General features: G+C 59.4%; 12 protein-coding genes and 14 pseudogenes. 16 read left to right on the forward strand and 10 right to left on the reverse strand.

Annotated features, from left to right (window positions below):
- Window positions 1-534, forward strand: a pseudogene (locus tag NKJ90_RS31145) (IS21 family transposase); the annotation flags it as partial.
- A 239-nt stretch (window positions 535-773) separates the two neighbouring features.
- On the opposite strand, the pseudogene NKJ90_RS31150 reads toward NKJ90_RS31145, so the two are convergent.
- A pseudogene (locus tag NKJ90_RS31150) lies at window positions 774-1,764 on the reverse strand (IS110 family RNA-guided transposase).
- 488 nt (window positions 1,765-2,252) lie between these two features.
- On the opposite strand from NKJ90_RS31150, the pseudogene NKJ90_RS31155 reads away from it, so the two are divergent.
- Window positions 2,253-2,503: pseudogene (locus tag NKJ90_RS31155) on the forward strand (alanine racemase C-terminal domain-containing protein); the annotation flags it as partial.
- Between the two features lie 311 nt (window positions 2,504-2,814).
- Here NKJ90_RS31155 and NKJ90_RS31160 read toward each other — a convergent pair.
- The 4 genes and pseudogenes from NKJ90_RS31160 to NKJ90_RS31180 all read right to left on the reverse strand — a co-directional run.
- Window positions 2,815-3,247, reverse strand: a pseudogene (locus tag NKJ90_RS31160) (transposase); the annotation flags it as partial.
- A 608-nt stretch (window positions 3,248-3,855) separates the two neighbouring features.
- On the reverse strand, window positions 3,856-4,257 hold the full coding sequence (locus tag NKJ90_RS31165; protein ID WP_352487597.1) for a hypothetical protein: 402 nt from the start codon (window positions 4,255-4,257) through the stop codon (window positions 3,856-3,858).
- Window positions 4,258-4,723: 466 nt separating this feature from the next.
- Window positions 4,724-4,973, reverse strand: a pseudogene (locus tag NKJ90_RS31175) (phage integrase N-terminal SAM-like domain-containing protein); the annotation flags it as partial.
- Window positions 4,974-5,181: 208 nt separating this feature from the next.
- Complete coding sequence (locus NKJ90_RS31180) at window positions 5,182-6,555, reverse strand: hypothetical protein (protein ID WP_352487598.1); 1,374 nt, start codon at window positions 6,553-6,555, stop codon at window positions 5,182-5,184.
- Window positions 6,556-7,270: 715 nt separating this feature from the next.
- On the opposite strand from NKJ90_RS31180, the gene NKJ90_RS31185 reads away from it, so the two are divergent.
- From NKJ90_RS31185 to NKJ90_RS31200, 4 genes are all read left to right on the forward strand, one after another.
- A complete protein-coding gene (locus NKJ90_RS31185) occupies window positions 7,271-7,636 on the forward strand; it encodes an ATP-grasp domain-containing protein (protein ID WP_352487599.1) in 366 nt (121 codons plus the stop codon).
- Between the two features lie 436 nt (window positions 7,637-8,072).
- Window positions 8,073-9,116: a GntG family PLP-dependent aldolase gene (locus tag NKJ90_RS31190; RefSeq protein ID WP_352487600.1), complete on the forward strand. Its 1,044-nt coding sequence runs from the start codon at window positions 8,073-8,075 to the stop codon at window positions 9,114-9,116.
- Window positions 9,117-9,386: 270 nt separating this feature from the next.
- Window positions 9,387-10,760 (forward strand): M20/M25/M40 family metallo-hydrolase, encoded by a 1,374-nt coding sequence (locus NKJ90_RS31195; protein WP_352487601.1) that lies wholly within the window; start codon window positions 9,387-9,389, stop codon window positions 10,758-10,760.
- A 202-nt stretch (window positions 10,761-10,962) separates the two neighbouring features.
- On the forward strand, window positions 10,963-12,195 hold the full coding sequence (locus tag NKJ90_RS31200) for a hydantoinase/carbamoylase family amidase (protein ID WP_352487602.1): 1,233 nt from the start codon (window positions 10,963-10,965) through the stop codon (window positions 12,193-12,195).
- Between the two features lie 357 nt (window positions 12,196-12,552).
- On the opposite strand, the pseudogene NKJ90_RS31205 reads toward NKJ90_RS31200, so the two are convergent.
- Window positions 12,553-13,002 (reverse strand): annotated as a pseudogene (locus tag NKJ90_RS31205) (IS630 family transposase); the annotation flags it as partial.
- Window positions 13,003-13,078: 76 nt separating this feature from the next.
- Here NKJ90_RS31205 and NKJ90_RS31210 point away from each other — a divergent pair.
- Entirely contained in the window at window positions 13,079-13,639 is a 561-nt protein-coding gene (locus NKJ90_RS31210) for a hypothetical protein (protein ID WP_352487603.1), read from the forward strand.
- Between the two features lie 112 nt (window positions 13,640-13,751).
- Window positions 13,752-14,144 (forward strand): transposase, encoded by a 393-nt coding sequence (locus NKJ90_RS31215; protein WP_352487604.1) that lies wholly within the window; start codon window positions 13,752-13,754, stop codon window positions 14,142-14,144.
- A 2-nt stretch (window positions 14,145-14,146) separates the two neighbouring features.
- On the opposite strand, the pseudogene NKJ90_RS31220 reads toward NKJ90_RS31215, so the two are convergent.
- Window positions 14,147-14,344, reverse strand: a pseudogene (locus tag NKJ90_RS31220) (transposase); the annotation flags it as partial.
- 63 nt (window positions 14,345-14,407) lie between these two features.
- Window positions 14,408-14,999: pseudogene (locus NKJ90_RS31225) on the reverse strand (helix-turn-helix domain-containing protein); the annotation flags it as partial.
- A gap of 438 nt (window positions 15,000-15,437) precedes the next feature.
- Between NKJ90_RS31225 and NKJ90_RS31230 the strand changes: the two are divergent.
- The 3 genes and pseudogenes from NKJ90_RS31230 to NKJ90_RS31240 all read left to right on the forward strand — a co-directional run.
- Window positions 15,438-15,566 carry a hypothetical protein gene (locus NKJ90_RS31230; protein WP_352487605.1) on the forward strand — a complete coding sequence of 43 codons (129 nt, stop codon included), beginning with the start codon at window positions 15,438-15,440 and terminating at the stop codon, window positions 15,564-15,566.
- A 229-nt stretch (window positions 15,567-15,795) separates the two neighbouring features.
- Window positions 15,796-16,176: pseudogene (gene bioD / locus NKJ90_RS31235) on the forward strand (ATP-dependent dethiobiotin synthetase BioD); the annotation flags it as partial.
- Window positions 16,160-16,787 (forward strand): annotated as a pseudogene (locus tag NKJ90_RS31240) (aminotransferase class III-fold pyridoxal phosphate-dependent enzyme); the annotation flags it as partial. The pseudogenes bioD and NKJ90_RS31240, both read left to right, overlap by 17 nt.
- A gap of 281 nt (window positions 16,788-17,068) precedes the next feature.
- Here NKJ90_RS31240 and NKJ90_RS31245 read toward each other — a convergent pair.
- On the reverse strand, window positions 17,069-17,239 hold the full coding sequence (locus tag NKJ90_RS31245) for a hypothetical protein (protein ID WP_352487606.1): 171 nt from the start codon (window positions 17,237-17,239) through the stop codon (window positions 17,069-17,071).
- Between the two features lie 47 nt (window positions 17,240-17,286).
- Window positions 17,287-17,598, reverse strand: coding sequence for a transposase (locus NKJ90_RS31250; protein ID WP_352487607.1), 312 nt, complete (start codon window positions 17,596-17,598; stop codon window positions 17,287-17,289).
- Between the two features lie 268 nt (window positions 17,599-17,866).
- Between NKJ90_RS31250 and NKJ90_RS31255 the strand changes: the two are divergent.
- From NKJ90_RS31255 to NKJ90_RS31275, 5 genes and pseudogenes are all read left to right on the forward strand, one after another.
- Window positions 17,867-18,315 (forward strand): annotated as a pseudogene (locus tag NKJ90_RS31255) (aminotransferase class III-fold pyridoxal phosphate-dependent enzyme); the annotation flags it as partial.
- A pseudogene (bioZ, locus tag NKJ90_RS31260) lies at window positions 18,312-18,672 on the forward strand (3-oxopimeloyl-[acyl-carrier-protein] synthase BioZ); the annotation flags it as partial. The pseudogenes NKJ90_RS31255 and bioZ, both read left to right, overlap by 4 nt.
- A 34-nt stretch (window positions 18,673-18,706) precedes the next feature.
- Window positions 18,707-18,799, forward strand: a pseudogene (locus tag NKJ90_RS31265) (IS5/IS1182 family transposase); the annotation flags it as partial.
- A gap of 139 nt (window positions 18,800-18,938) precedes the next feature.
- A pseudogene (locus tag NKJ90_RS31270) lies at window positions 18,939-19,656 on the forward strand (helix-turn-helix domain-containing protein); the annotation flags it as partial.
- Window positions 19,657-19,934: 278 nt separating this feature from the next.
- Window positions 19,935-21,161 carry an ATP-grasp domain-containing protein gene (locus NKJ90_RS31275; protein WP_352487608.1) on the forward strand — a complete coding sequence of 409 codons (1,227 nt, stop codon included), beginning with the start codon at window positions 19,935-19,937 and terminating at the stop codon, window positions 21,159-21,161.
- The last annotated feature ends 292 nt before the right edge of the window (window positions 21,162-21,453 follow it).

Here is a 21,453-nt window from a genome sequence, read left to right on the forward strand (position 1 = left end):
TCACAAGGTGTCCACCTATTTTGGTGGACACCTGCATGCATCAGAGCACTCAACAGCAAAAGGTGCGGGGAAATTCGCGCTTACGGTTGATCAGCCAATGCCGAAGATGGGACCATGGAATGTCGACCTTGACCGCGTTCTTGCTGCCAGCCACGGCAGGGCGGCCCGCGAGCGACTGACACTGATCCGGATTTACGAGAAGCTTAAGGGGCAGCTACGATGCCGTTCGGCGTTACGCGAAGCGGTGGATGCAGCCCACGAGGATCGGCTTCTGCAGAAGCCTATGTGCCGCTGTTTTTCCGTTTTTCCCGCCGGGCGATGCCTACCAGTTTGACTGGAGTCCCGAGATCATCCTCCTGAAATGGCGTGACGCTGACCGTAAAGGTCGCCCATGTCCGGCTTTGTCACAGTCGCATGATGTTTGTGCGTGCCTATCCGCGTGAGACGCAGGAGATGGTCTTCGACGCCCACGAGCGGGCGTTTGCCTTCTTCCGCGGCGCCTGCACGCGCGGAATCTACGACAATCTACGGACGCCTCCCGGGCAAGGTAAAGTGCGGGTAGCGCACGGAATGAGATGCGTGAATCTATCCGGCCTGTCGCTGGAGCGATCACGCTCCTGGCCTTGATGGGAATCCGCTGCCTCGGTCCTCATAACATGAGCGGCCTCGTAGGCCCTGTCGTAAATCAGGCTTTGAAGCTGCGGTCCGTGCCTTAGTGCCATCAGTGTCTACCTCGCTCATCGTCGCGAAGGCAGCGATCTGTGGGCCGGCGCTCAGGCGGCGGCGTAACTCTCCTTTCGCGTCAGCAGCGCCCATGCGGTGCGCGCCGTCTTATTGGCAAGCGCCACGAGCGCCTTGTTGAAGCCGCGGCGCTCGACGATTCCTTTCAGCCAGAGCGAGCGACTGTCATCACGCTTCGCAAAGTGATCACAGCGCGGGCACCATGGATCATCTGCCGGCGCAGATAATGGTTGGCACGCCGGCCAATGCCGCCGAGACGAGGCTTACCACCGGTCGTGTATTGTCGTGGCACCAGTCCGATCCACGCAGCGAGTTCGCGGCCCGAATCAGTGACTGGCAACATCGACGCTAGCAACGAGCGCGGTCGCGATGATCGGACCGACGCCGGGGAGTTCGGCCAGGCGGCGGCAATCTTCCCTTTCTCGGCAAATCTCGAAGATCTTCGCATCGAGTTTGGCGACGCGTACATTGATGTCACGGAATTGGTCGAGAAGTTCCGCGAACAACTCGCGCCCGAGGTCAGACATTTAAGCCTGCTCGATTGCCGTCGGTGCTTGGGCGGCAAAGCGCCATGGTCCCTATGGCAATACGATGCCATACTCGGCCAAAAGGCCGCGGGCGTGATTGATGAGCGAAGTGCGCTGGACGATTAGACGCTCCCGGATGCGATGCAGCGACTGCAAGTCCTACTGCTCGATCGACTTCACCGGCACGAAGCGCATGGTCGGGCGTGTTGCTGGCTCGTAAATCGCTTCCGCGTCTACCGCGTCGTTCTTCGAGCCGCGCACGAACGGCTTCACAAAGCGGGTTGATCAGTCGAACCCGTCGACCGTCGCGCGTGAACTAGCGACCCCAATGATGGGCGCTGGCGCAGGCCTCCATCGCAATCTTCTCTGGCGCTATCTCGTTCACGGCCTCCACGAGCTTCGCCCGGCTAACCTTACGCGAAACGAGCACACCATCGGCATCGATACCGTGCAGGTGAAACGACTGCTTTCCAAGATCGATCGCGAGCAAATCCATTGTCATGCTTTCCTCCTTCAAGTTGGCACCTAATTGTGCCGCAGAAGAGAGAGGCGTCCATCCCATAACATGAAGGCGGCGGGTGGAGACGGTCTTCGTCGGCAAGGACCGGCAATACAATCGCCGCTCTGCAGATGTGCAGCCACTATCTCGTCGGCCGGTCGCCTGCACGCCGGCATCGGGCTGGGAGAAGGGGTAGGTTGAGAACCAGGTCGGGCTGGTGCGCGACCCCTTCTTCACGCCACGCCTCTCGCCCGACGACGCCCTGCCAACGATTGCCGGCGGACCCGCGGACGCCGGAACCGGTTCGCGCCGCGCAAACATATGCGCGGCTGGACCCTGTCCGGTTGCTGAGCAAGACGCGGATGGCGCAGCAGCGCCTCGTCGACATCGCCGACAGGTCCGGCACGCCATCGGTTGTGGCGGTCGATCCGTCTCTCGACCGGTTCCTGTCGGGCTTACGGACGGCTTGGAAGGAGGGTGAAGACGCACCGACTGCCGAGGAACCGAATCCGATGGAGCCGGTGTCAGCATCGATGTCGCTGTCGTGCAGAGCTCATCATGCCAGCAGGCACAAAGGTCGGTTATGGCGGCGCATCAAGAAACGCGTCTCGCAACGATCGGAGCCGGCTACGCCGACGGCCTGGCCCGCAGCTTTAGCGAACCCGGCGCGGTCTCGAAAAGGGTCTCGATGCCGAAGTCGGGAAAGGCAAGGGTTTGGTTTCCATCGATATCGTAGACCCACAGCCTACCATCTTCGGGCTCGAGCTGGTCCGGCGGGTCTCACAGCAGGTCTCCATCGCGGCCATGATTTTGGCGACGCGCCGGATCGTGAATACGTGGGCGATAGCTGGTTCAAGCGGCGGCCGCTTGCCCATCGGGCTTTCTCCATTCCCACGGCAGCAATTCAGGAGGCCGGCCATGTGGGATGCCGGCGATGCAGAAATGTCAATCGGCTCGGAATGGGGCCCTTGGATCGGCGCGCAAAACGGGGTCTGACGCATCACTCTCGATGAAGTTCGGGGATCATACGGCACCGATCAGCCTGGCTTACAGGAGGTCGAGCTTTCCGCGTCCATACATCTGCCGTTTCACAAGCTTGAGCTCGGGTGATCTGTCCCTCTGTTTGACCGTTGGACCATGGTTCGGTGATCGCGGCTCGGACGGCGGCATGGTCGCGAATGATGCCCTTGACGAAAGACGCGATGAGGCTTTTGCCGGTGTCGATACATGGCTCGAGATCATCGGCAAGCTTCTTGCGGATCATGGAATGGAAACCGGCGATCAGGTTGCGTGCTTCCACCAGCAGGGGCACGCCCGCCTCGATGGCGGCGATCATGACGGTGTCGGATTTGCTCAGATGATCACGGGCCGTCGTCATCAGCCGCGCGATCGTTCTGGCTGACGGCACCTTGTGGAGTTGCTGATCGGATGCCTGCTCGGCGCGACGCCGTCGCCTTGACCATTCGCTGACGACGCCCAGGCGCCGGTTGGTCTCGGGATCGTAGAAACTGGCGCGGCTGACACCAGACTTCAGATTGTCGGGATTTGTGTCCCGCGCGGTTATGTGCCCTGCCGTCGTCTCTCCAACGGTTCTCGATGACGGCGGGCACATAACAGTCAAAGTCCGGCGAGCCATTCGAGAAGTTTTGGCTCGCTTTGCCAGACCGGTCTGTCAATGACCGTGGAATCGGGACCCTGGTTTTTCGCGCAAAAGGTTTGGACGAAAATCACCCCTTAAACAGGGTCCTCATTCCATGAAAAATCACAAACCGACGACCAGGTTTCTGTAGCAAAAACGCTATTTCAGGACCTGCAGCTGAAACGCGGAGACATACGGGAGCGCTGGGCGCACGCTGAGATGCACCGCAAACAGAGGGTTAGAGAACTCCTTGATCGGCACCAAGCGCCCTGAAGGATTGGATATGGACATACTCCAATGGTACTGGCGCCTTGCCCTGTCGATGGATCGTGTGCCGGCGACTAATCTTAAATCTAGATGCACAGCCTCCACGCAAAACAATCCGAAGCTGCGCGTGCGATGGGCGACTCGGTTTCAGCGCAACTCACAAAAAACTATACCTTGAAACACTACACCTTGATACGTGGCTCGAACTTGACACGATCAAGGGCAATCATGCTCTTAAATTTTCGCACGTTCGAATCGATATAGAGCTTTGTCTTGACGAAGACATCAAAGGCTTCGTTGCAATTCACTCCGTCAGTTGAAACAAATAGGGCATTCTTGGTCCTGCAGATGATAAACGGGCCTGCTTCCCGATCGAGCCAGGTCGCGCCGTTCAACGGGGGTATCATCGCCTTAACGTGAGACGTGCCGCCCGCAGCTCTTGGCCGATCGCATTTCACGCGGTCTCTGGCATGACTAATCGCGCCAGATTTGGACAGCTGCGCTGTGCCGGTCTCCGGTGAGCCAGCTACTGCGCCTGAGATCAAGATAATCGTCGCGGCAATGATGGAGGCCGGCCGCTCCATAGTATGCGCATCAAGGCTCTCGACGCGCAGGTTCGCGCTGTCGCGAAGCGGAGGGCCATGTCCGTCTGTTCATGACGGCTCCTGGCGTGGCACCGTGATCGCGCCTTCGATCGCCTCGGCCTGCGACTATGCTTCCCGCTTCGCCGATCCTTTCAGCGTCGCGGCCGTTTCGACTAGCCCCGGCTGATTCGGATCGCCTGGGCATGAGGCGAGATAGGCCGTACGGTGAGTTGGTCGCGCAGGCGCCCAGGAGGTCAGGGTTCCCAATGGGTCGGGCGGAGCGAAGCCGCGCAGGCGCTGTCCCCTTGGCCCCCCAGCCGCGAAGCGGGGCCATGTTGTATCTTGATCCATGTCTCGTCGAGACTAGCCGTGTTTCGGGTCCAGGCGACACTACCAGGACCTCCAGCGCTGAGGGCGACGGGCAATGTGGGCCTGCCGCTGGTCAAAAGCGAACAGAGTCTTATTTGAAGCTCAGGCCCTCCGGAATCTCAGCATGGCCCAGCGTCACGCCATAGGAGAACCGCGGCGCGCACACCGTCTGGTTCGGCGCCGGCCACGGGGTCCCGTTCGTCACCAGATGCACCTGGAAGGCGCGAACGTCCTCAAGGCCAAGCCGTTCCAGTGACGGCCGAAGTGTCGGGAGAACTTCACTACCGCGTGGATGTAGGATCGTTGCGTTGCCGGCGACAGATTGCGGACGTCATGTCCTCGATCATGCGCTGCCGCAGAGGGCTTATCTCACCCGCTTCAACATGCCGCGATCCTTCAAAACAGAAGCCTCGCCCGCAAACTTGCGCACCATCTGCCACGTCAGCGGCTTCGTTCAATCCTACGATTCTCTCAAGATATGAAACGCTCTGGAGAACGCCACGGGACACGAAAGCGCTTCACACAAGGAGAAAATTTTGGCGAGCTCTCGCGAATTTAGCCGATAGCGACCGGTAGTAGAATGCCGCTTCGCCCAACGTTCATGACGGGATCGAAGCTTGCGCGTGACTGAAAACCTGCTAGGCGGCCACCGAATACATAGCAATCAACTCCATATGCCATTTTCTCGATCGACCGAGTTGGCAGGTGGATAGCCGTAACCTCCCGGGGCTTGATGTACTCTTGAACGACATATGGACTAAGGGCAGCCCGCTCAATGTGTTCCTCCCACACGTCTGAGGATGTGAGATGGCCAACCAAGACATGTTCGCCGCGCGTTGCGTTAGAGGGCTTCAGAACAAGATTGGCTTTGTTCTTCCGAATGTAGCCGATAAGCTCGATTTGACGCCGTTCGGGGTCAGTTGTTTCTCCCACCCTGACAAAGCGGGTCCATGGAACGTGGCGTGCAATAAGCTCGATCTGCTCGACGTCGAAGTTTGATTTGAATCGATCATCGCTGAGTACAGCAAGGATAGCCTTGTCAGATAATATCCACTGAGAGATCCACGGATTTATCGAAACAACTTCTTGAGCTGCGCATGCGTCCAAGTAATCCGTTAGTCCAGAATATTCAATGAAGTCTCTTGGATCTACTTTATTGTAGACAAGTTCTATGAGTTCACCGTCCGGGCCGACTAGTCCACGAGGTGTTCGCTTCATTGAGCTAACGTCTAGCAACTCTGCCTTGGCGCCTGCGTTTCGTAGGCCATTCACAATCCACTCTACTTCGTTTGTATAGCGGCCGCGAAAGTTGACTACGGCGGCGGTTCTGAGTTCGCTGTCGGTCGCAGCGCGATAGGCAGATACCAGCTCCTGGACAAAGCAGTTCGTATTTCTCGCGAAAGGCTGCTTGCTTACGTCGAGTGATAGGCCATCTGTCAACGGATTGGGTATACGGCTCCAGACTTTTGCAGCGAGGCCGTTTTGAATAACGCCGCCTGGAGATTCGGTATTCGTTTCAATTATCTTGTAATGTCCATCACTGCCGAAAAGTCCGTCTAGACGACATATTCTTACTATTGGGCGATGTTTTGGGAGACAAGTTATCCAATGCCGCAAATGTTTATAGGATGGAAATAAATCTTGTACGGCTTCATTGCAACAATACAGCTCAGAGGCGAAATCAAGGAGCTTGATGACGGCCTCGGCGGTAGCGCTGAGGTGATGGGCTAGACCGGAGTCTATCGCAAGGGGCCGTATACATACGGGATACGCTCGGCCCTCAAAGTGCATACCCGCCTCTGCGATCGCGCTTGAGAGTTCGTCTTGAGCCTCCCAGATCGACCCTGCATTGCAAGTTGCCAGCTCGCGCAGTCGGCGCTCAATTCGTGCATCCGCCTGACTGATCGCAGGCATTGTTGCAAATGTCATGGGCATTTTCCTGTCGAATAGGCATATTGGTGGTCGAGTTTGAGCGACCCAACAGATTGTTGGGAACCGTTCCAGTATCGGTCCGGTCAGCAGGCTGCTGGAGCGCGGTAAATGTGATCTTCGTTTAGCGTCGCGTGGTCGGGCACTTTTGTGCCCCCTTATTCAGGACCTGAAAGATAGTGTGTTGACGCTCTTTCAGGAACTGCCTAATCGGGTGGCTTGACGCTGCCTTTGATATCGCGGCTTGACCCCGTCCCGCGGTTCATCGTGATCCGTCGTGGCATGACCGTAACCACCAAGGTTGTGGCCCTGTTGAGGGACCGGATCGCACAACAGCTCGCCGTGCGGTGACTCCCCTCTTCGGAGGAAAATGCTTAGGTGTCACCATGGGGTTTCGACACTCGGATCGACAAACCGCAGCCTTCGAGATTTGGGCGGCATCTACTCTGTGGCGATCGGCACCTAAAACCGACCTCTCACTAGCAGCCATTCCGCCGAGTGCCATTAATGTGACGATGCCCGTCGAGATGCGTGCCACGCCGGCGGTAAAACCAAAACGTTGCAACAGATCCTGCAAACTAATTTACAGAACCTTCACGCCGCAAATCGCCGACGATGGTACGCTCACCTCTGAGGTTCGCACAGCACGCAACGGAGGTTAACCGCCAATGCCAATAAGAGTGCTCATCCTAGTTGAAGGCAATGCAAGGGGCGCTTGGTTTACTATTCAGCTCTCGGCCTTGGCTGGGGGCCGACCGGCATTGAATTCCGGTGGACGAAGCGCGGCTCAGTAGTCATCGCAGTCATCGGCGGCTTCATGGCACGCCCGCTTCCTTCACTAATTCATCTGGCTTACGGTATCGATCTCGTCACCGAGCACATCAAAGTTGTCATCGGCGACGACGGGAATTTTAGCAGAAAGCATTCAAAGAATGCGGCCGCACGGTTCCTAGTTACTGATCGCGATGGTATCCTGATTGGTTCCATGGCGACAGTCGGGCGGCTGCGGCGACCTAGCCTCTCCGATCGGCGGGTGGCGCGCGGGGGAAGAACCGATTGTTGCGGGACACTGGGCGATTGAAAGCACGAGAGAGGCGCGTTGTAACTGATCAGGCGATGTTCTTGGACTCTGCGTCCGCCTTACGCCTGCCTCGGATCAAGCCAAGGTGGTCCGAAGTGCGTCTCAGAAGCTGACGACATTTCAAACAAACTCGCCACGTGCAGTTTGCATTTCAAAGGTCGATGCATTTTGGGGCGAAACCATCTCCTATACGCTATATTTTGTTAAAGCGATAATCTCGTCCAGACCAACCTGGTGGCATACGGCTGCGACATACTCAGAATTCTGCAACCGGGACCTAGTCCCAAGATCAGATTGCGAGCGGTGGCAGCAGAAGGGCTTAAGGTGAGGCGGGCGCGGACCTCCACGCATTGTTGATCCCCCTGCCGGTGGATCGGGGGAGGGCCGAGGTGCTTTGTACAAAAATTGATCGTCAACGCGACTTGTGGGGAGAAGAATGATAGATCTACTCAGCGATACCGTAACGCTCCCCACCCAGGAGATGCGGCAGGCGATGTTCGATGCGAAAGTGGGCGACGCCGGTTATGACGAAGACCCGACGCTTAATCGGCTGGAAGCGCTGGCGGCTGAAATGTTGGGCAAGGAAGACTCGGCTTTCCTATCAAGCGGATGCCAGGGGAACCTTACTGCGTTGCTCGCGCATTGTCCCCGCGGCTACGAGGTGATCGTTGGCGATCGCTCCGATGTCTACGACTTCGAGGCCGGCAGCGTTTCGGTGGTGGGGGGGCTCGTCCTGCACCCCGTGCCGACGGAAATCGACGGGCGGCTGTCGCTGGATAATCTGCGCTCGGCGATCCGCGACAAGAGCGACTACCAATGCGCGCCGCCAGGCGTCATCGTGTTGGAGAATCCGCACTGTCAACGTGGCGGTCGGGTTCTGCCTGCCTCCTATATTAAGCAGGTGCGCGAGCTTGCCGACGAGCACGGCCTGCAGTTGCATCTAGACGGCGCCCGCATCTTCAACGCGGCAATCGCCTCGAAGAGTTCGGCGGCGGAGATGGCGAAGGACTTCGACTCGATCATGTTCAGCCTGTCGAAGGGGCTTGCCGCTCCATTCGGCTCCATGGTGTGCGGGACAAGGCCCTTCATCGACCGGGTGAGACGCTATCGGAAGCTCTTGGGAGGCGGCCTTCGCCAAGCCGGCTTCATGGCTAGTGCAGGTATCGTGGCGCTTCAAACCATGGTGGACCGGCTGAGTGAAGACCACCGTCGTGCGCAGTTGCTTGCGGAGAAGATCCGCGACATTTTCGGCATTCGCCTCGAGCCGTCGGTCATTGATACGAACATGGTGTTTTTCCGGCTTGAACGGGACGGTCTGTCGACCCCGGAATTCCTGGCGGCGCTGTCGCAGCGGGGTGTGCGCATGGGTACGCTCCGCGAAGGCGTCGTTCGAGCCGTCCTCCACTATCTCATCAGCGATGACGATGTCGATGCGACCGCAAACGCCATTCGATCGGTTCTGCAGGCGGAGCCACGATAAGTGCTTCATCGAGATCTGCGCCGCCCGAAGAAATGGCGGGACTCTTGTCTGCGGCCTAACGCACCTGGAAATGCGGCGAGAACGGAACCAGAGCAATGGGGAGGATAGAAATGTGCGGGTGGTGAATCATTCGCCATGGGTCGGGACGGTCACATTGTGCACCTCACCGGAGTCTTCGCCCCCGATACGTGAATCTAATTTGCAGCAGCCGCCTGCTAGCTAGCGCCTCCATGTATCCTCTGACTTGTAACTTTTATTACAGGCAAAGACATGATCTCTTCTGAAACATTGAACGCAGTTTTCGAACATATCGATATCAATCGTATCAGCTTTCTCGACCGTCTGATCGAATACGTCCGGCATCCGAGCATCAGTGCTGAGAATGTCGGCATCGCCGAAGTTGGAACGCTGCTAGCCATGATGCTCACCGGGATCGGGCTTGAGACCACGTTGGTGCCGACCGAAGGGCACCCTATGGTGGTCGCGCGCTGGCAGAAGGCGGCGGGTAAACCCACGGTGCTGCTTTACGGCCATTACGACGTGCAGCCGCCTGAACCGATCGAAAGGTGGCTCTCGCCGCCGTTTGAACCCACCATACGAGGTGGTCGGCTTTTTGCCCGGGGCGCGGGCGACAACAAGGGGCAGCATTTCGCACAGATACTGGCAATTGAGTCCCACCTCAAGGTGCATGGCGCGCTGCCGTGCAATGTCATCTTGTTATTAGAAGGTGAAGAGGAGATTGGCAGCCCGCACATTGCCAATTTCGTGCGGGCCAACAAGGATATCCTAAAGGCGGATCTTGCCGTCACCGCCGATGGTCCGCGTCATGCGAGCGGCGCACCTATGATCAAGTTCGGATCGCGTGGCGAGCTGTCCTTTGAGCTCCGTTGTCGCCATGCTAGCCGCGATTTGCATTCGGGTAACTTCGGTGGCGTCGTACCCAATCCAATCTGGACGTTGGTACACCTGCTCAGCACCATGAAGAGTGCCGACGGTGAAATCACTATTGACGGCTTCCACGATGATATTGAGCCTCCGTCAACGGAGGATTTGGCTGCGATCGACCGTTTGCCACTCGACATCGCGGCATTGATGCGAGATCTCGATCTTGCACGACTTGACGCGCCGAAGGAAGGGTCTTTCTACGAGCGCCTCTGCTTCCGGCCTACACTGACGATCAATGGCTTCCATGGCGGCTATGGCGGGCTTGGTAGCAAGACCGTCCTGCCCAGCGAAGCGATCGTCAAATGCGACATACGGCTGGTGGAAGCGCAGGACCCTGAAGACATCCTTCGTAAGGTAGCTGCCCATGTGGAGAAACACGCACCTGATGTGGGGTTGGTAGCGCAGGGGCGCATGTGCCCTTCGAAGACACCCATCGCCTCCTCTTTTACAGCGCCGCTGCGCCGTGCTTTCGTCACCGCCCAAGGGGAGGAGCCTTTGCTGGTACCAGCCGGCTTCGGGAGCCTGCCTTGCTATGTCTTCACCAAGATCCTCGGCATCCCTGCTTTCCAAACGCCTTACGCAAACCACGATGAGGCGAACCATGCGCCGAATGAAAATCTAACGCTCGACTGCTTCTACAGCGGGATTCGCACAGGCGCTGCGCTATTAGACGAGCTTGGTCTGTTGGAACTTCCTTAGCGCGAGGCCTAGCGCAGTGAGTTCCATATCCAGAGGCTGCTAGGGCTGGAAGGATAGGAGGGTTCCCCCACAGGAAGCCTCATCACGAGAACTGCGAGCCAGCGGACCAAGTATCGTTTTTGTTCCGAAAAGTTGCCGTCTGGAGGGGAGGGCTGAGCAACAAACTCTCAATTTTCAGAATGATAGAAAGGGTGGTGCAGCAATGCCAAAGATCAACTCAGGGCGGTTACTCTCTGATCTTAGACGTTTTGCGCGATTCGGCGCGTACCGGACAGGCGTTCATCGCCCGACCTATTCGAAAGAGGACATGGACAGCCGCCGCTGGCTTGCTCAGCAATACGAATCCTTAGGCCTTCAGGCCCATATCGACGGGGTGGGCAATGTGTTCGGCATGCCGCGCTCGGAACGGCGATCGCTGTTGATCGGATCGCACGCAGAGTCCCAGAACCACGCTGGATGGCTCGACGGGGCGCTTGGCGTGATCTACGGCATCGAGATCGCCCGGGCGTTCGCGGAGACGCCGGACTGTACCGATCTTTCCATCGCCCCCGTCGCGTGGGCAGATGAAGAAAGTCATTACCTCCCCTTGCTCGGAAGTCGTTCGTTCGTAGGTGACATCGAAGAAGCGGAGATCGACCGCGCGGTGAATGTCGATCACGGCCTGCCACTCAGGGAGGCGCTCCGTGAGGCTGGCCTGGCCGGCGTTCCCCGATCTTTGGTTGAGCCAGGACGCCACGTCGGCTACCTGGAAGCACACATAGAACAGGGCGACACGCTGGAAGCCTCGAGCAAGCGGATCGGTGTTGTTACCAGTATCGTAGGAATCTGGCAGTATTCAATCGTCTTCCACGGCATCCAGAACCACGCCGGTACGACGCGCATGGCTATCCGAAAGGATGCGGGCGTCGCTGCAGCTACGCTGGCCATGGCCATTGCCAAACGTTTTCCTGAAATGGCCGGACCTCGCACTGTCTGGACCACAGGCCGCGTCACGCTGGAGCCGGGCACCCGCAATATAATTCCGGGCAAAGCAGAGATGCTGTTCCAGTTCCGGGATTCAGAGATGTTGGTGCTTGAGCGGCTCGATGCGGGGTTAAGGGAGCTGGTTGAAGAGACCGTGACCAAAACGGGCTGCCGCGCCGACATTGAACGGACCGGTACCGGCAAACCATGGCATATGGATCCCGCCTTCCAGGCAGCGATAGAAAATGCGGCCGCGCGCCATGCGCCCGGCGCCTACGTGAGGATGCCAAGCGGCGCCAGCCACGACGCACAAGTCGTTGGCCGCAAATTACGGGCCGCGATGCTTTTCGTGCCAAGCATAGGCGGTATTAGCCACCATTGGACCGAAAACACCAACGATGCTGACCTGGTGCTCGGCTGTCAGGTGCTGGCTGATGCCGCCGAGACGATCCTGCGTGGCGAAAGCATATAACGGTTGGCATGCGGATGGGAGCGGCGTCAATTTGTTAAGGGAGATCTGAGGGGGCCAAGATTCCGGCAGGGGCACGTTCTGGACCAAGCCGCAGATCGCGCTCGACCAGATCAGGACGGCCAAGGCGCCCGGAGGGGTTCTGGCCGACGCCGGATATGGCGCCAACGGCCGTTCCGCGCGGGCCTGTCCGAGCCCGAACAGTTAAATACTTCGAGAAGGAAGTGATTCAATGAAACCGTGGCATTGGTAAAGGGCAAGTTGGACCCGTCCCTAGACGGCTCATGAATTGCTGGCAAAAGCGCACCGATCCGCAATGGTCGACTGCTATCATCTACCGTGATCGAAAAATGGGCGCGCTTAGTGGATTGATTCCAACGTTTGGTGCGCACGCCCGACTGCGGCGATGATTTGTGGATCGGCGCGCCAGACGAAGGGTCGGGGTTGCTGATTGTGCTCCTTGATGAAGCAGTTGATGGCGGCCTGGAGGTCGACAACCGAATGGAAGACGCCGTGCTTCAGGCGCCGCCGGGTCAATGTGGCGAAGAAGCCTTCGACGGCGTTGAGCCACGAGCATGATGTCGGCACGAAGTGGAATGTCCAGCGCGGATGGCGGTCCAGCCAGGCGCGGACTTTCGGCTACTTGTGTGTGGCATAGTTGTCGAGGATGACGTGGACGGTCTTGTCTGCGGGCATTTCAGCCTCGATGGCATTGAGGAAGCGGATGCACTCCTGATGCCGATGGCGCTGCATGTTGCGGCCGATCACCGAGCCATCGAGGATGTTGAGCGCGGCGAACAGGGTCGTGGTGCATTGATATGGGGCGAGCGGCGAGGGTGTGGCATTCTTCGGCGCTCCAACAAAATCCAGCAGAAGGAGCGTCCCCATGTCGCAATCTTACCGGTCCCTTACCGCTCTTGAACAGGATAAGACGATCGTCGCCGTGATCGAAATGAGCAAGGCGAAGTGGCTGGTCGCCGCGCTGGTTCCGGGCTTCAATCGCCAGCCGCTCAAGAAGCTCGATGCCGATGCGGCAGCTCTGTTGAAACTGCTGCAGCGCCGGTGCGACGAAGCCGGCCAGGCCGGGCACCCGATCAAGCGCATCGCCGTCGCCTATGAGGCGGCTGGCGACGGTTTCTGGTTGGCGCGCTGGCTGCTTGGACAAGCCATCGAGGCCTACACCATCCACCCCGCCAGCGTTGCGGTGTCGCGCGAGCACCGCCGCGCCAAGACCGATCGCCTCGACACCGAGCTGTTGATGCGTGCCTTTCTTGGCTGGCTGCGCGGGCGAAAAGCGCCATTGCACCATGGCGGCGATCCCGACCATGGAAGAGGAGGACTCGCGGCGACCGAGCCGCGAGCGCGAGCGCCTGGTCGGCGAGCAGACGCGGCTCGTCAACGCATCAAGGCGATCCTCGCCCGCTTCGGCATCCGCCACTGCGGCTGAGCCTGCGCCAGGCTGCGGACAGGCTCGAGGCCATCCGCACGGCTGAAGGGACGGCGCTGCCGCGCATAACACCCGCGACGAGCTCCACCGTTTCCTCGATCGGCTCAGCCTGGTGCGCCAGCAGATCCGCGCCATCGAACAGGAACGGGAGCACAAGCTCGCCGCCGCCCCGGCGGCGGAAAACGACCCGCACGCGATGGTTCGCCTTATCGCACGAATCATCGGCATCGGCGTCGAGACGGCGGACATGTTGGTCCACGAGATCCTGTCACGCGGCTTGCGCGACCGCCGCGCCGTGGCGCGCTATGCCGGCCTCACCGGGTGGCCGGACGAGAGCGGCAGCGCCGCCGCGAGAGGGGGCTGGCACGCGCCGGCAACGCCCCGCGTGCGGCGCGGCATGATCCAACTGGCGTGGCGTTTCCGAGCTTCCAGAAGGACAGCAACCTCGCCCAATGGTTGCAGGCGCGCACGAGGACGGCCGCAAAAACCACACGCAAGACGATGATACACCGTCTTCTTCGAATGGCCGTTGCGCGATTGGTGCCGCCCTCGACACGTTCATCCTCCAGATGCTCGTCGAGCTGCGTTCAGAATCCGCTCCGAAAGCGCCTTCTTCAGGTCGTCAAGCAACCCGTCCTTGGCAAACACCTCATTCGGATCGCGGCCGGCAAGCAGTTGGTCCACAAGTTCCTTCTCGATAGCCATGTGATGATTCTCTCCTTTCCATCATCATGGCCTCACGCACAGAATTCCTGACACTGCCTGGTCGCCGGCGCGACCACGCTTTAGCGGCAACCCCGGCTGAGTGCGATCCAGCGCCTGTATCTGGCTCTTTTCGTCGGCCGACAGCACGATGGCATGCGCCGGCGGCGAGACGTAGAGTCCGACCATATCGTGAAGCTTCTCCGCAAAGGCTTTGTCGTTGGACAGCTCGAAGCTGCGCCAGCGGTGGGGCGCAAGGCCGTGGTCGTGCCAATCTTCACGACCGAGGACGCAGCGATGCCAACCGCCCTTGCCATTGCGCCGACCGTCCAGTGCGTCGCCTCAGGGTCGGGCTGCTCCAGCGTCAGCGCCACAACCTTGTCGACCAGCGCGGTCTCGAGCGGCGCGATGCCGGGAGGCCGGGTCTGTCGCGCAGCAGGCCATCCACGCCCTCGGCCATGAACCGCTCCTGCCAGCGCCACACGTAGGTCTTTGACTTGGCCGTAGCCGCAATGATCACGACGGTGCCCAAGCCATCGGTCAACAGGATGATCCGTGCGCGCCACACGTGCTTTTGCGGCGAACCGCGCGCCGCCACGAGCGCCTCAAGCCGGGCCCTGTCCGATGCCGTGACGACGATGCTAATACCGGTACGCATCCCGCATCGTCGCACAGCCACGCAGCATCGGGAATCCCCAATCGGACTCGTCCGTCCCGATCATTCCACTAGCGAGGATCTCGTGAACCGCACCGGCCAAGGTCATCGGGTGGATAGTCGAGCACGCCAGTGGCCGGCCGCTGCGCGACTGGCTGATCGAGATCGTCGAGGCGGCGGGCATCGAGCTTCATATAACCTGCGACCGTGAGGGCGTGCCGCTGCTCAACGGCGGTGCCTGCCTCACCGCCCGCGACCTCGCGCGCTACGGCCTGCTCTTTGCGCGCAGGGGCGAGAGTGTCGAAGGGCGTCGCGTAGGCGATGCCGCCTTCATCGAAGAGACACGCCGCAACCCCGGGCCTTCCCTCCAGAAGTCACGCTGATATAGCCGCCAAACGATGACCCACCTGGCTCGGCCACGGCGGCTGGGGCGGTCAGTACATGCTTGCAAACCCTGACACCGGCACTGTCGTCGTCTACTTCAGCGTGTTCGAGAACAAGAGTGCCTCCGACGGCAAGTTCAGCGATCCCCTGGTGGAGATGATGGCTAATCTTGCTGCAGAATTATGAGGTGGTCGTTTCTCCGCAGAGAAACATATGGAAGCGGATGCCGCGCTATATTCGCAGTTAATCGATCTCGAAAGTGAAACTTCGGCCCCCGGAAACGCAGTCAGTCTTTCCGGTCTAATTCTGTGATGCCGCCTGCTGCTCCCGCCCGGGTAAGCCGGTTGGCCAGGATAGGGAGGAAAGCTATCGAAAGGCCGGCCACTATCCCCAGCCCTGCATCGGCTTTGCCAAGCCGCATCATTCGGCCGAAATCGACGGCGTCTCGACGGAGCCAACAGACCTGTCGGTTCATCGAGGGCGCGGGCGGGCTGATGGTGCCGCTCAACCGGCGAACAAGGTTCATCGACATATTCGCTGAACGGCGGTGCGGTTTCGGTGCGTCCGGACCACGCTAGGCACAATCAATCACACCCTGCTGTCGATGGAGGCCCTGCGGCCGCACTCCATCCCTCTGGTTGGCATCGCCTTCATTGGCGATGAGAAGGCCGATACGCAACGGACAATCGTGGAATTCGGCGACGCGCCGGAGCTTGGCAGGCTGCCACACCTCAATCCGCTGACGGACAGAACGCTAAAAGGTTTCGCCGTTTGCCTCGATTGCGGGAGATGCTGATGTCCAGCCCCATGTGTGGCCTCCCTTCAACCAGCACGCGCTCGAGCCGGCGATCCCCGAACTCGTCCGGACGGAAGGGGCCTATCTCCACAAGCCGTTGGCGCGCGCATCCTGATGCCATCTCTTCCTGGTGCGTCGTCACCCATGGCCACCGCCAGCCCCGCATCATGAAGGCCATCGAGACAACGGTGTCGAGCCTCGATCAGATCATCTTCGCAGGTTTCACGCACGGGCCGGCCGAAAGCCTGGCCATGACGCTTGTCGGCCTCGCTCCCTCCGGACTCGAGAGTGTTCTATTCCGACAGCTCGACCTCGGTCGAAGTCGCGCTGAAGATGGCCCTCGGCTATTTCCGCAATATCGGCGCGCCGCGCTCGCGCATCGGCGTCATGGAACACAGCTATCATGGCGACACCATCGGCACGATGAGCGTCGGAGCCCGTGGGGTCTTCAACGCCGCCTACCAACCCTTTTTGTTCGAGATCGACACCATCCCCCTCCCGGCCCGGGGCGCGAGCAGAAAACGCTGGATAGATTCGACGGCGTCAGCCGCGACCGGCGTGCCGCCGCCCTGATCGTCGAACCGCTGGTGCTTGGCGCCGTCAGCATGCTGTCGTGTTGTCTTCTGTGGTTGCCGTCCGTTCTGCAAGGAATTCCTGACTTCCTGAACGTGTGATCGAGTGCGGTCTTCTGTCAGGCCCTTGAGTGCGGCACTTGTCGAAGCCGCTGGCCAATATGGTGATCTGCGGATCAGGTCCAAATCTCACGTGCGTGCTTGAAAGCACCGAGGCAACAGCTAGTTTTCCCAATCCAGATCGGTTATTATGCGCCCTTTCAGGTCATCGCCTTCTCACTCCCCCAATACCGAGTTACCCGTCCATGTTGACCAACAGGTCAGGCCATGGCGGTTAACACCGGATCTCGATAATCTTCTTGTTTCGTCAGATGGCCCACATTCTGCGGGCCATCTTGTTCGCCAATGCGATCGCGACCAACATGCGTGGCTTCCTCGTTGCCATCCGCGCCAGCCAGGAACCCTGCGCCGGAGGCTTTCTGCTCGCCCAATTCACGCGGACCGTTGCACCGATGATCAACAATCGACGAATATCGGCTTATACTGCCTTCGATACCTTGCCGAGCCTTTCCTTGCCCCCCGATGAGAATTGCCGGGGAACAAGTCCTAGCCATGCCGTAAAATCACGATCGCTTCGGAAGCTTTCCATCGCGGGAGCAAATGCCTCGATGGCCATTGCTATCATCGGCCCCACACCCGGCATGGTCTGAAGTCGCTTTGCCCTATCGTCTTGCTGGGCAAGCTCGACGATCTTCTGCGCCTTGTCTTCGATCCTGGTCGTCTTTTCCGCGATCTGAACCAGAAGATCACGGCATTCTTCCCGCACGAGTTCCGGGAGAACAACACTCACATCCCTCGACGATCGCCTCAATGCGCTTGAGATGCCCGATCCCCAGAGGAACAACGTGACCATATTCGTAGAGCACGGCACGCAGTGCATTCACCAGTTCCGTACGCTGATGGACAATGCCCTCCCGGACTCGAAAGAGAATCCCTTTGCCTGTTGATCCGCGCTTTTCGGTTCCACGAACCGCATCTCAGGGCGCTGCGCGGCGGTGACGATGGCTTCGGCGTCAGCGGCATCATTCTTCTGGGGACGCACGAAGGGGCGCCCATATATCCCGCTCGCGGCCACGCTTGCCACCGATGCCGTCTTCCGGGCCCATTATTCCGAGGACCGTAAGAAACCTCCTTTCATTCGAGCTCATACACCGCCAATCCGATTGCCTGCGCGGCAGCACTTGCCAATGTCGAGATTTGGCGTGACGAGCGGGTCGCGGGCTTGAGCGCGATGCAGGCCGCCAGGCTTCGGCGCTTTCGCGACAACCCCTTCTTCAGCGACAGCCGTGCGAGTGGTACGATCGCAGCACTCAACCTGCAGGCAGGCTCCGCCGACTACCTGCCCGAGATCGGACCAAAGCTGCGCGCCTTTTTCCTCGATCGCGGCCTGCTCGTGCGCCCACTCGGCAATGTCCTTTATCTCCAGCCGCCCTATAGCATCACCAGTGACGACGGGCTCTATGACGCAATCGAGGAGGCCGGCGAACGCTTCGGCTCGACATTATGAGCAGGTCGTCGTGCATTCTCGGGTTCGGTCGCTATGCGCCCGCGCGCAAGGTCCAGAAGCCGGAGATCGAAGATCGTCTCGGGCTCCAGCCCGGCTGGATCGAGCGGCGCACCGGGATACGGTCGCGCTTCTGGGCTACGGAAGAAGACACGCTGTCGGGCCTTGCCATGCTAGCCGGCGACATGGCGCTGGCGAATGGCCGGCATCGACTGCGGCGACATCGGCCTGTTATTGCTCGCCACCTCGACGCCCGACCACCTGCTTCCGCCCAGCGCGCCACTGGTCGCGCACAAGCTCGGGCTTGGCCGTGCAGGCACGGTCGACCTCTTTGGCGCCTGCGCCGGCTTCATCTATGCTGATGTTCGTCGGCGCATCGCTCTGCAGCAAACTCAAAAAGGGGGAGTTCTCGGAAGCGATTGGCCGCTCACGTGGTAGAAGAACGAGCAAAGTCCATGCTTTGTCCGATGATCGCGGCCGACCGGTCGCCTTCGCTGACGCCGGGCAACATCGCCGAGATCGAATGATTGCCTTGATCCTAGGTGAGAGCTTTCAGGAGGTTGTGCATTCGGACCGGACCGAGGAGACTGGAGTTACCAGGCTTCAGCACTCATCGGAGGGTCCGAATGAACATCCACAAGAATGCCCGTCTCACGCCGCTGCGTCGAGAGGAGATGGCGCTGGCGGTGATAGAGGCGGTCTTTCCAAAGCCCATGCGGCGCGGGTGTATGGTGTGTCGGCGAAGATCGTGGCGCGCTGGGTCGAGCGCTAAAAGACCGACGGCAGCAAAGGCATGGCCGACCGCTCGTCCCGGCCCACGGTCATGCCGGGACTGACCGAACAGACCCGTGGCCGAGCGCATCGTCGCCTTGCGCCGCCAGCGGCTGACCGGCAAGCACATCGCCATGGAGGTCGGCGTCTCGCCCGCCACTGTCAGCCGGGTTCTCAAGCGCGCCGGGCTGTCGCGGCTCAGGGACATCGAGCCGGCCGAACCCATCCGACGCTACGAGCGCGAGAAGCCCGGCGAGATGATCCATATCGAGATTAAGAAGCTCTGCCGCTTCAGCCAAGTCGGCCATCGCATCACCGGCGATCCGCAAAGGGTAAGTCTCGGGGCGCCGGCTGGGAGTTCCTCCATGTCTGCATCGACGACGCTTCGCGCATCGCCTTCTCGCAAATCCTGCCCGACGAGAAAAGGAGCGCGCCATCGCCTTCCTCAAGGCGGCGGTCGTCCAGCCTCGGCGTTTCGATAGGGCGTGTCATGACCGACAACGGCTCCTGCTACAGATTGCTTTCGCTAAGGCCCGCCGCGATCTCGGCCTAAAGCATTTCAGGCAGGCACCCTAGCGTCAAGAGTTCCGCTTTTCGGCCGACATCTCCCTGCAACCGCTTCGCATCAGCGGCTTGTCGGCTTGCGCCTCGACGGTTTGGCTCTTGAAGAGCCGCAGAGACGGCCCAATCGGTTGCAACAGATCCTTCAACTAAATTTACAGAATGTCACAACCGCAGATCGCCGCTAGTGGTACGTTCACCACGAAATCTGAGGTCACGCACGGCTAAGGAACTGATGCCGAGTTTCGCTCGGACCGCCGGACGGCACGCAATATGGGAGCTAACAGCCAATGCCAAAAAAAGCAATCATCCTGATTGAAGGCCATACGAGGGGTCCTGGTCTACTATATGTCGAAGCCGCCAGGCGTCTTGGTCTTCATCCAATTACACTATCGATTGATCCGACTCGGTACGACTATCTTAGGGCAGAAAGCACCGAGGCAATCCGTGTCGATACAAACAGCCTCGATGCGATGATCCGCGAATGTTCCCAGCTAGGAAAGGAATACGACATTGTTGGCGTTACATCCGCTGCACAGTCTTGCTGCGTGACAGTTGGCAAGCTCTGCCAGCACTTTGAACTACCAGGGCCGAACCCCGCATTGACTGAACGATGCAACGACAAATTCACTCAACGGCAGCTCCTCGCGGAGGCCGGTTTACCACTACCTGCTTACCGCTTGGCAGCAAATGTAACCGACGTAGAAATCTCTGCTGCGGAGATCGGACTGCCGGTGATAGTTAAGCCTGCGGCGGGCATCGGCAGCATCGGCGTCCGATTGTGCCGCAACCTCGATGAGGTAGCCGAACATACAACCTATCTGTTGAGCGGGAAGCACGTATGGGCGTCTTCTCCGAGGATCCTGATCGAAGAGTTCGCACAAGGCCCCTACTATCTCGCCCACATAATGGGAAATGAGGTCATCGGGATTGAAGGCGGTGACTCGGGCCCTCCGCCGTATTTCGTCTTTCGTGAAGGCATCTTTCCGGCCCTGCTGACTGATGAGGAGCAAGAGCGCATCGCCGATGTTTCGCTGAGCTGTTTGCGAGCTCTCGACCTTGACTGGGGGCCAACCTGCATTGAGTTCCGGTGGACGATGCGTGGCCCAGTCGTCATTGAAGTCAATCCGCGTCTTGCTGGTGTGCCCTGTCCTCAACTGGTTCAGCTGGCTTACGGTGTCGATCTCATCACCGAACACATCAAGCTTGCTATCGGCGAGGACTGGAATTTGCACAAAAGGCATTCGCAGACAGCGGCCTCGCGGCTCCTAGTTCCTGATAATGATGGCATCCTAGATTGGATCGCCGACAATCGGGCAACTGATGTACCAGGGGTAGCCGAGGTCAAGTTCTATGTTAAACATGAGACGCCGATCGTCAGGAGAGGCGATCTCCGAGACTTGATCGGACATGTCCTCGCCGCTTCACCGAGCCCTGCTCAGACCGAGGCGATAGTTCAGCGTGCCGTCGACTTGATCGAATGGTCGATCAAACCATTTCCGGCCCTCGGCGAATAGTGGGCAATCTGCGGACCTCCCATCAGACATTGGTACAATAGAGAGCACGAGAGAGATGCGTCGCGACTGATCCGGCGGGCTACTGGCCTCTCTGCGATGGCCTTGCTGCCGCTTCTGGATTGTGACCTGATGAGGTTGTCTAATCGCGGTGGGGACGTCAAGTATCTTCGCGCTCGGAGATGCTTTGGCCGGGTACACGGTTGTCTTCGCGGTCAACATCGGTCGCCGCATGATGGAGATTCGCGGGACGAGCCTGAATGGGATCGGATCAAAACGGCCGAGGCTCTAATCG

Source organism: Mesorhizobium sp. M0051 (assembly GCF_040323235.1).
Classification (GTDB): Bacteria; Pseudomonadota; Alphaproteobacteria; order Rhizobiales; family Rhizobiaceae; genus Mesorhizobium.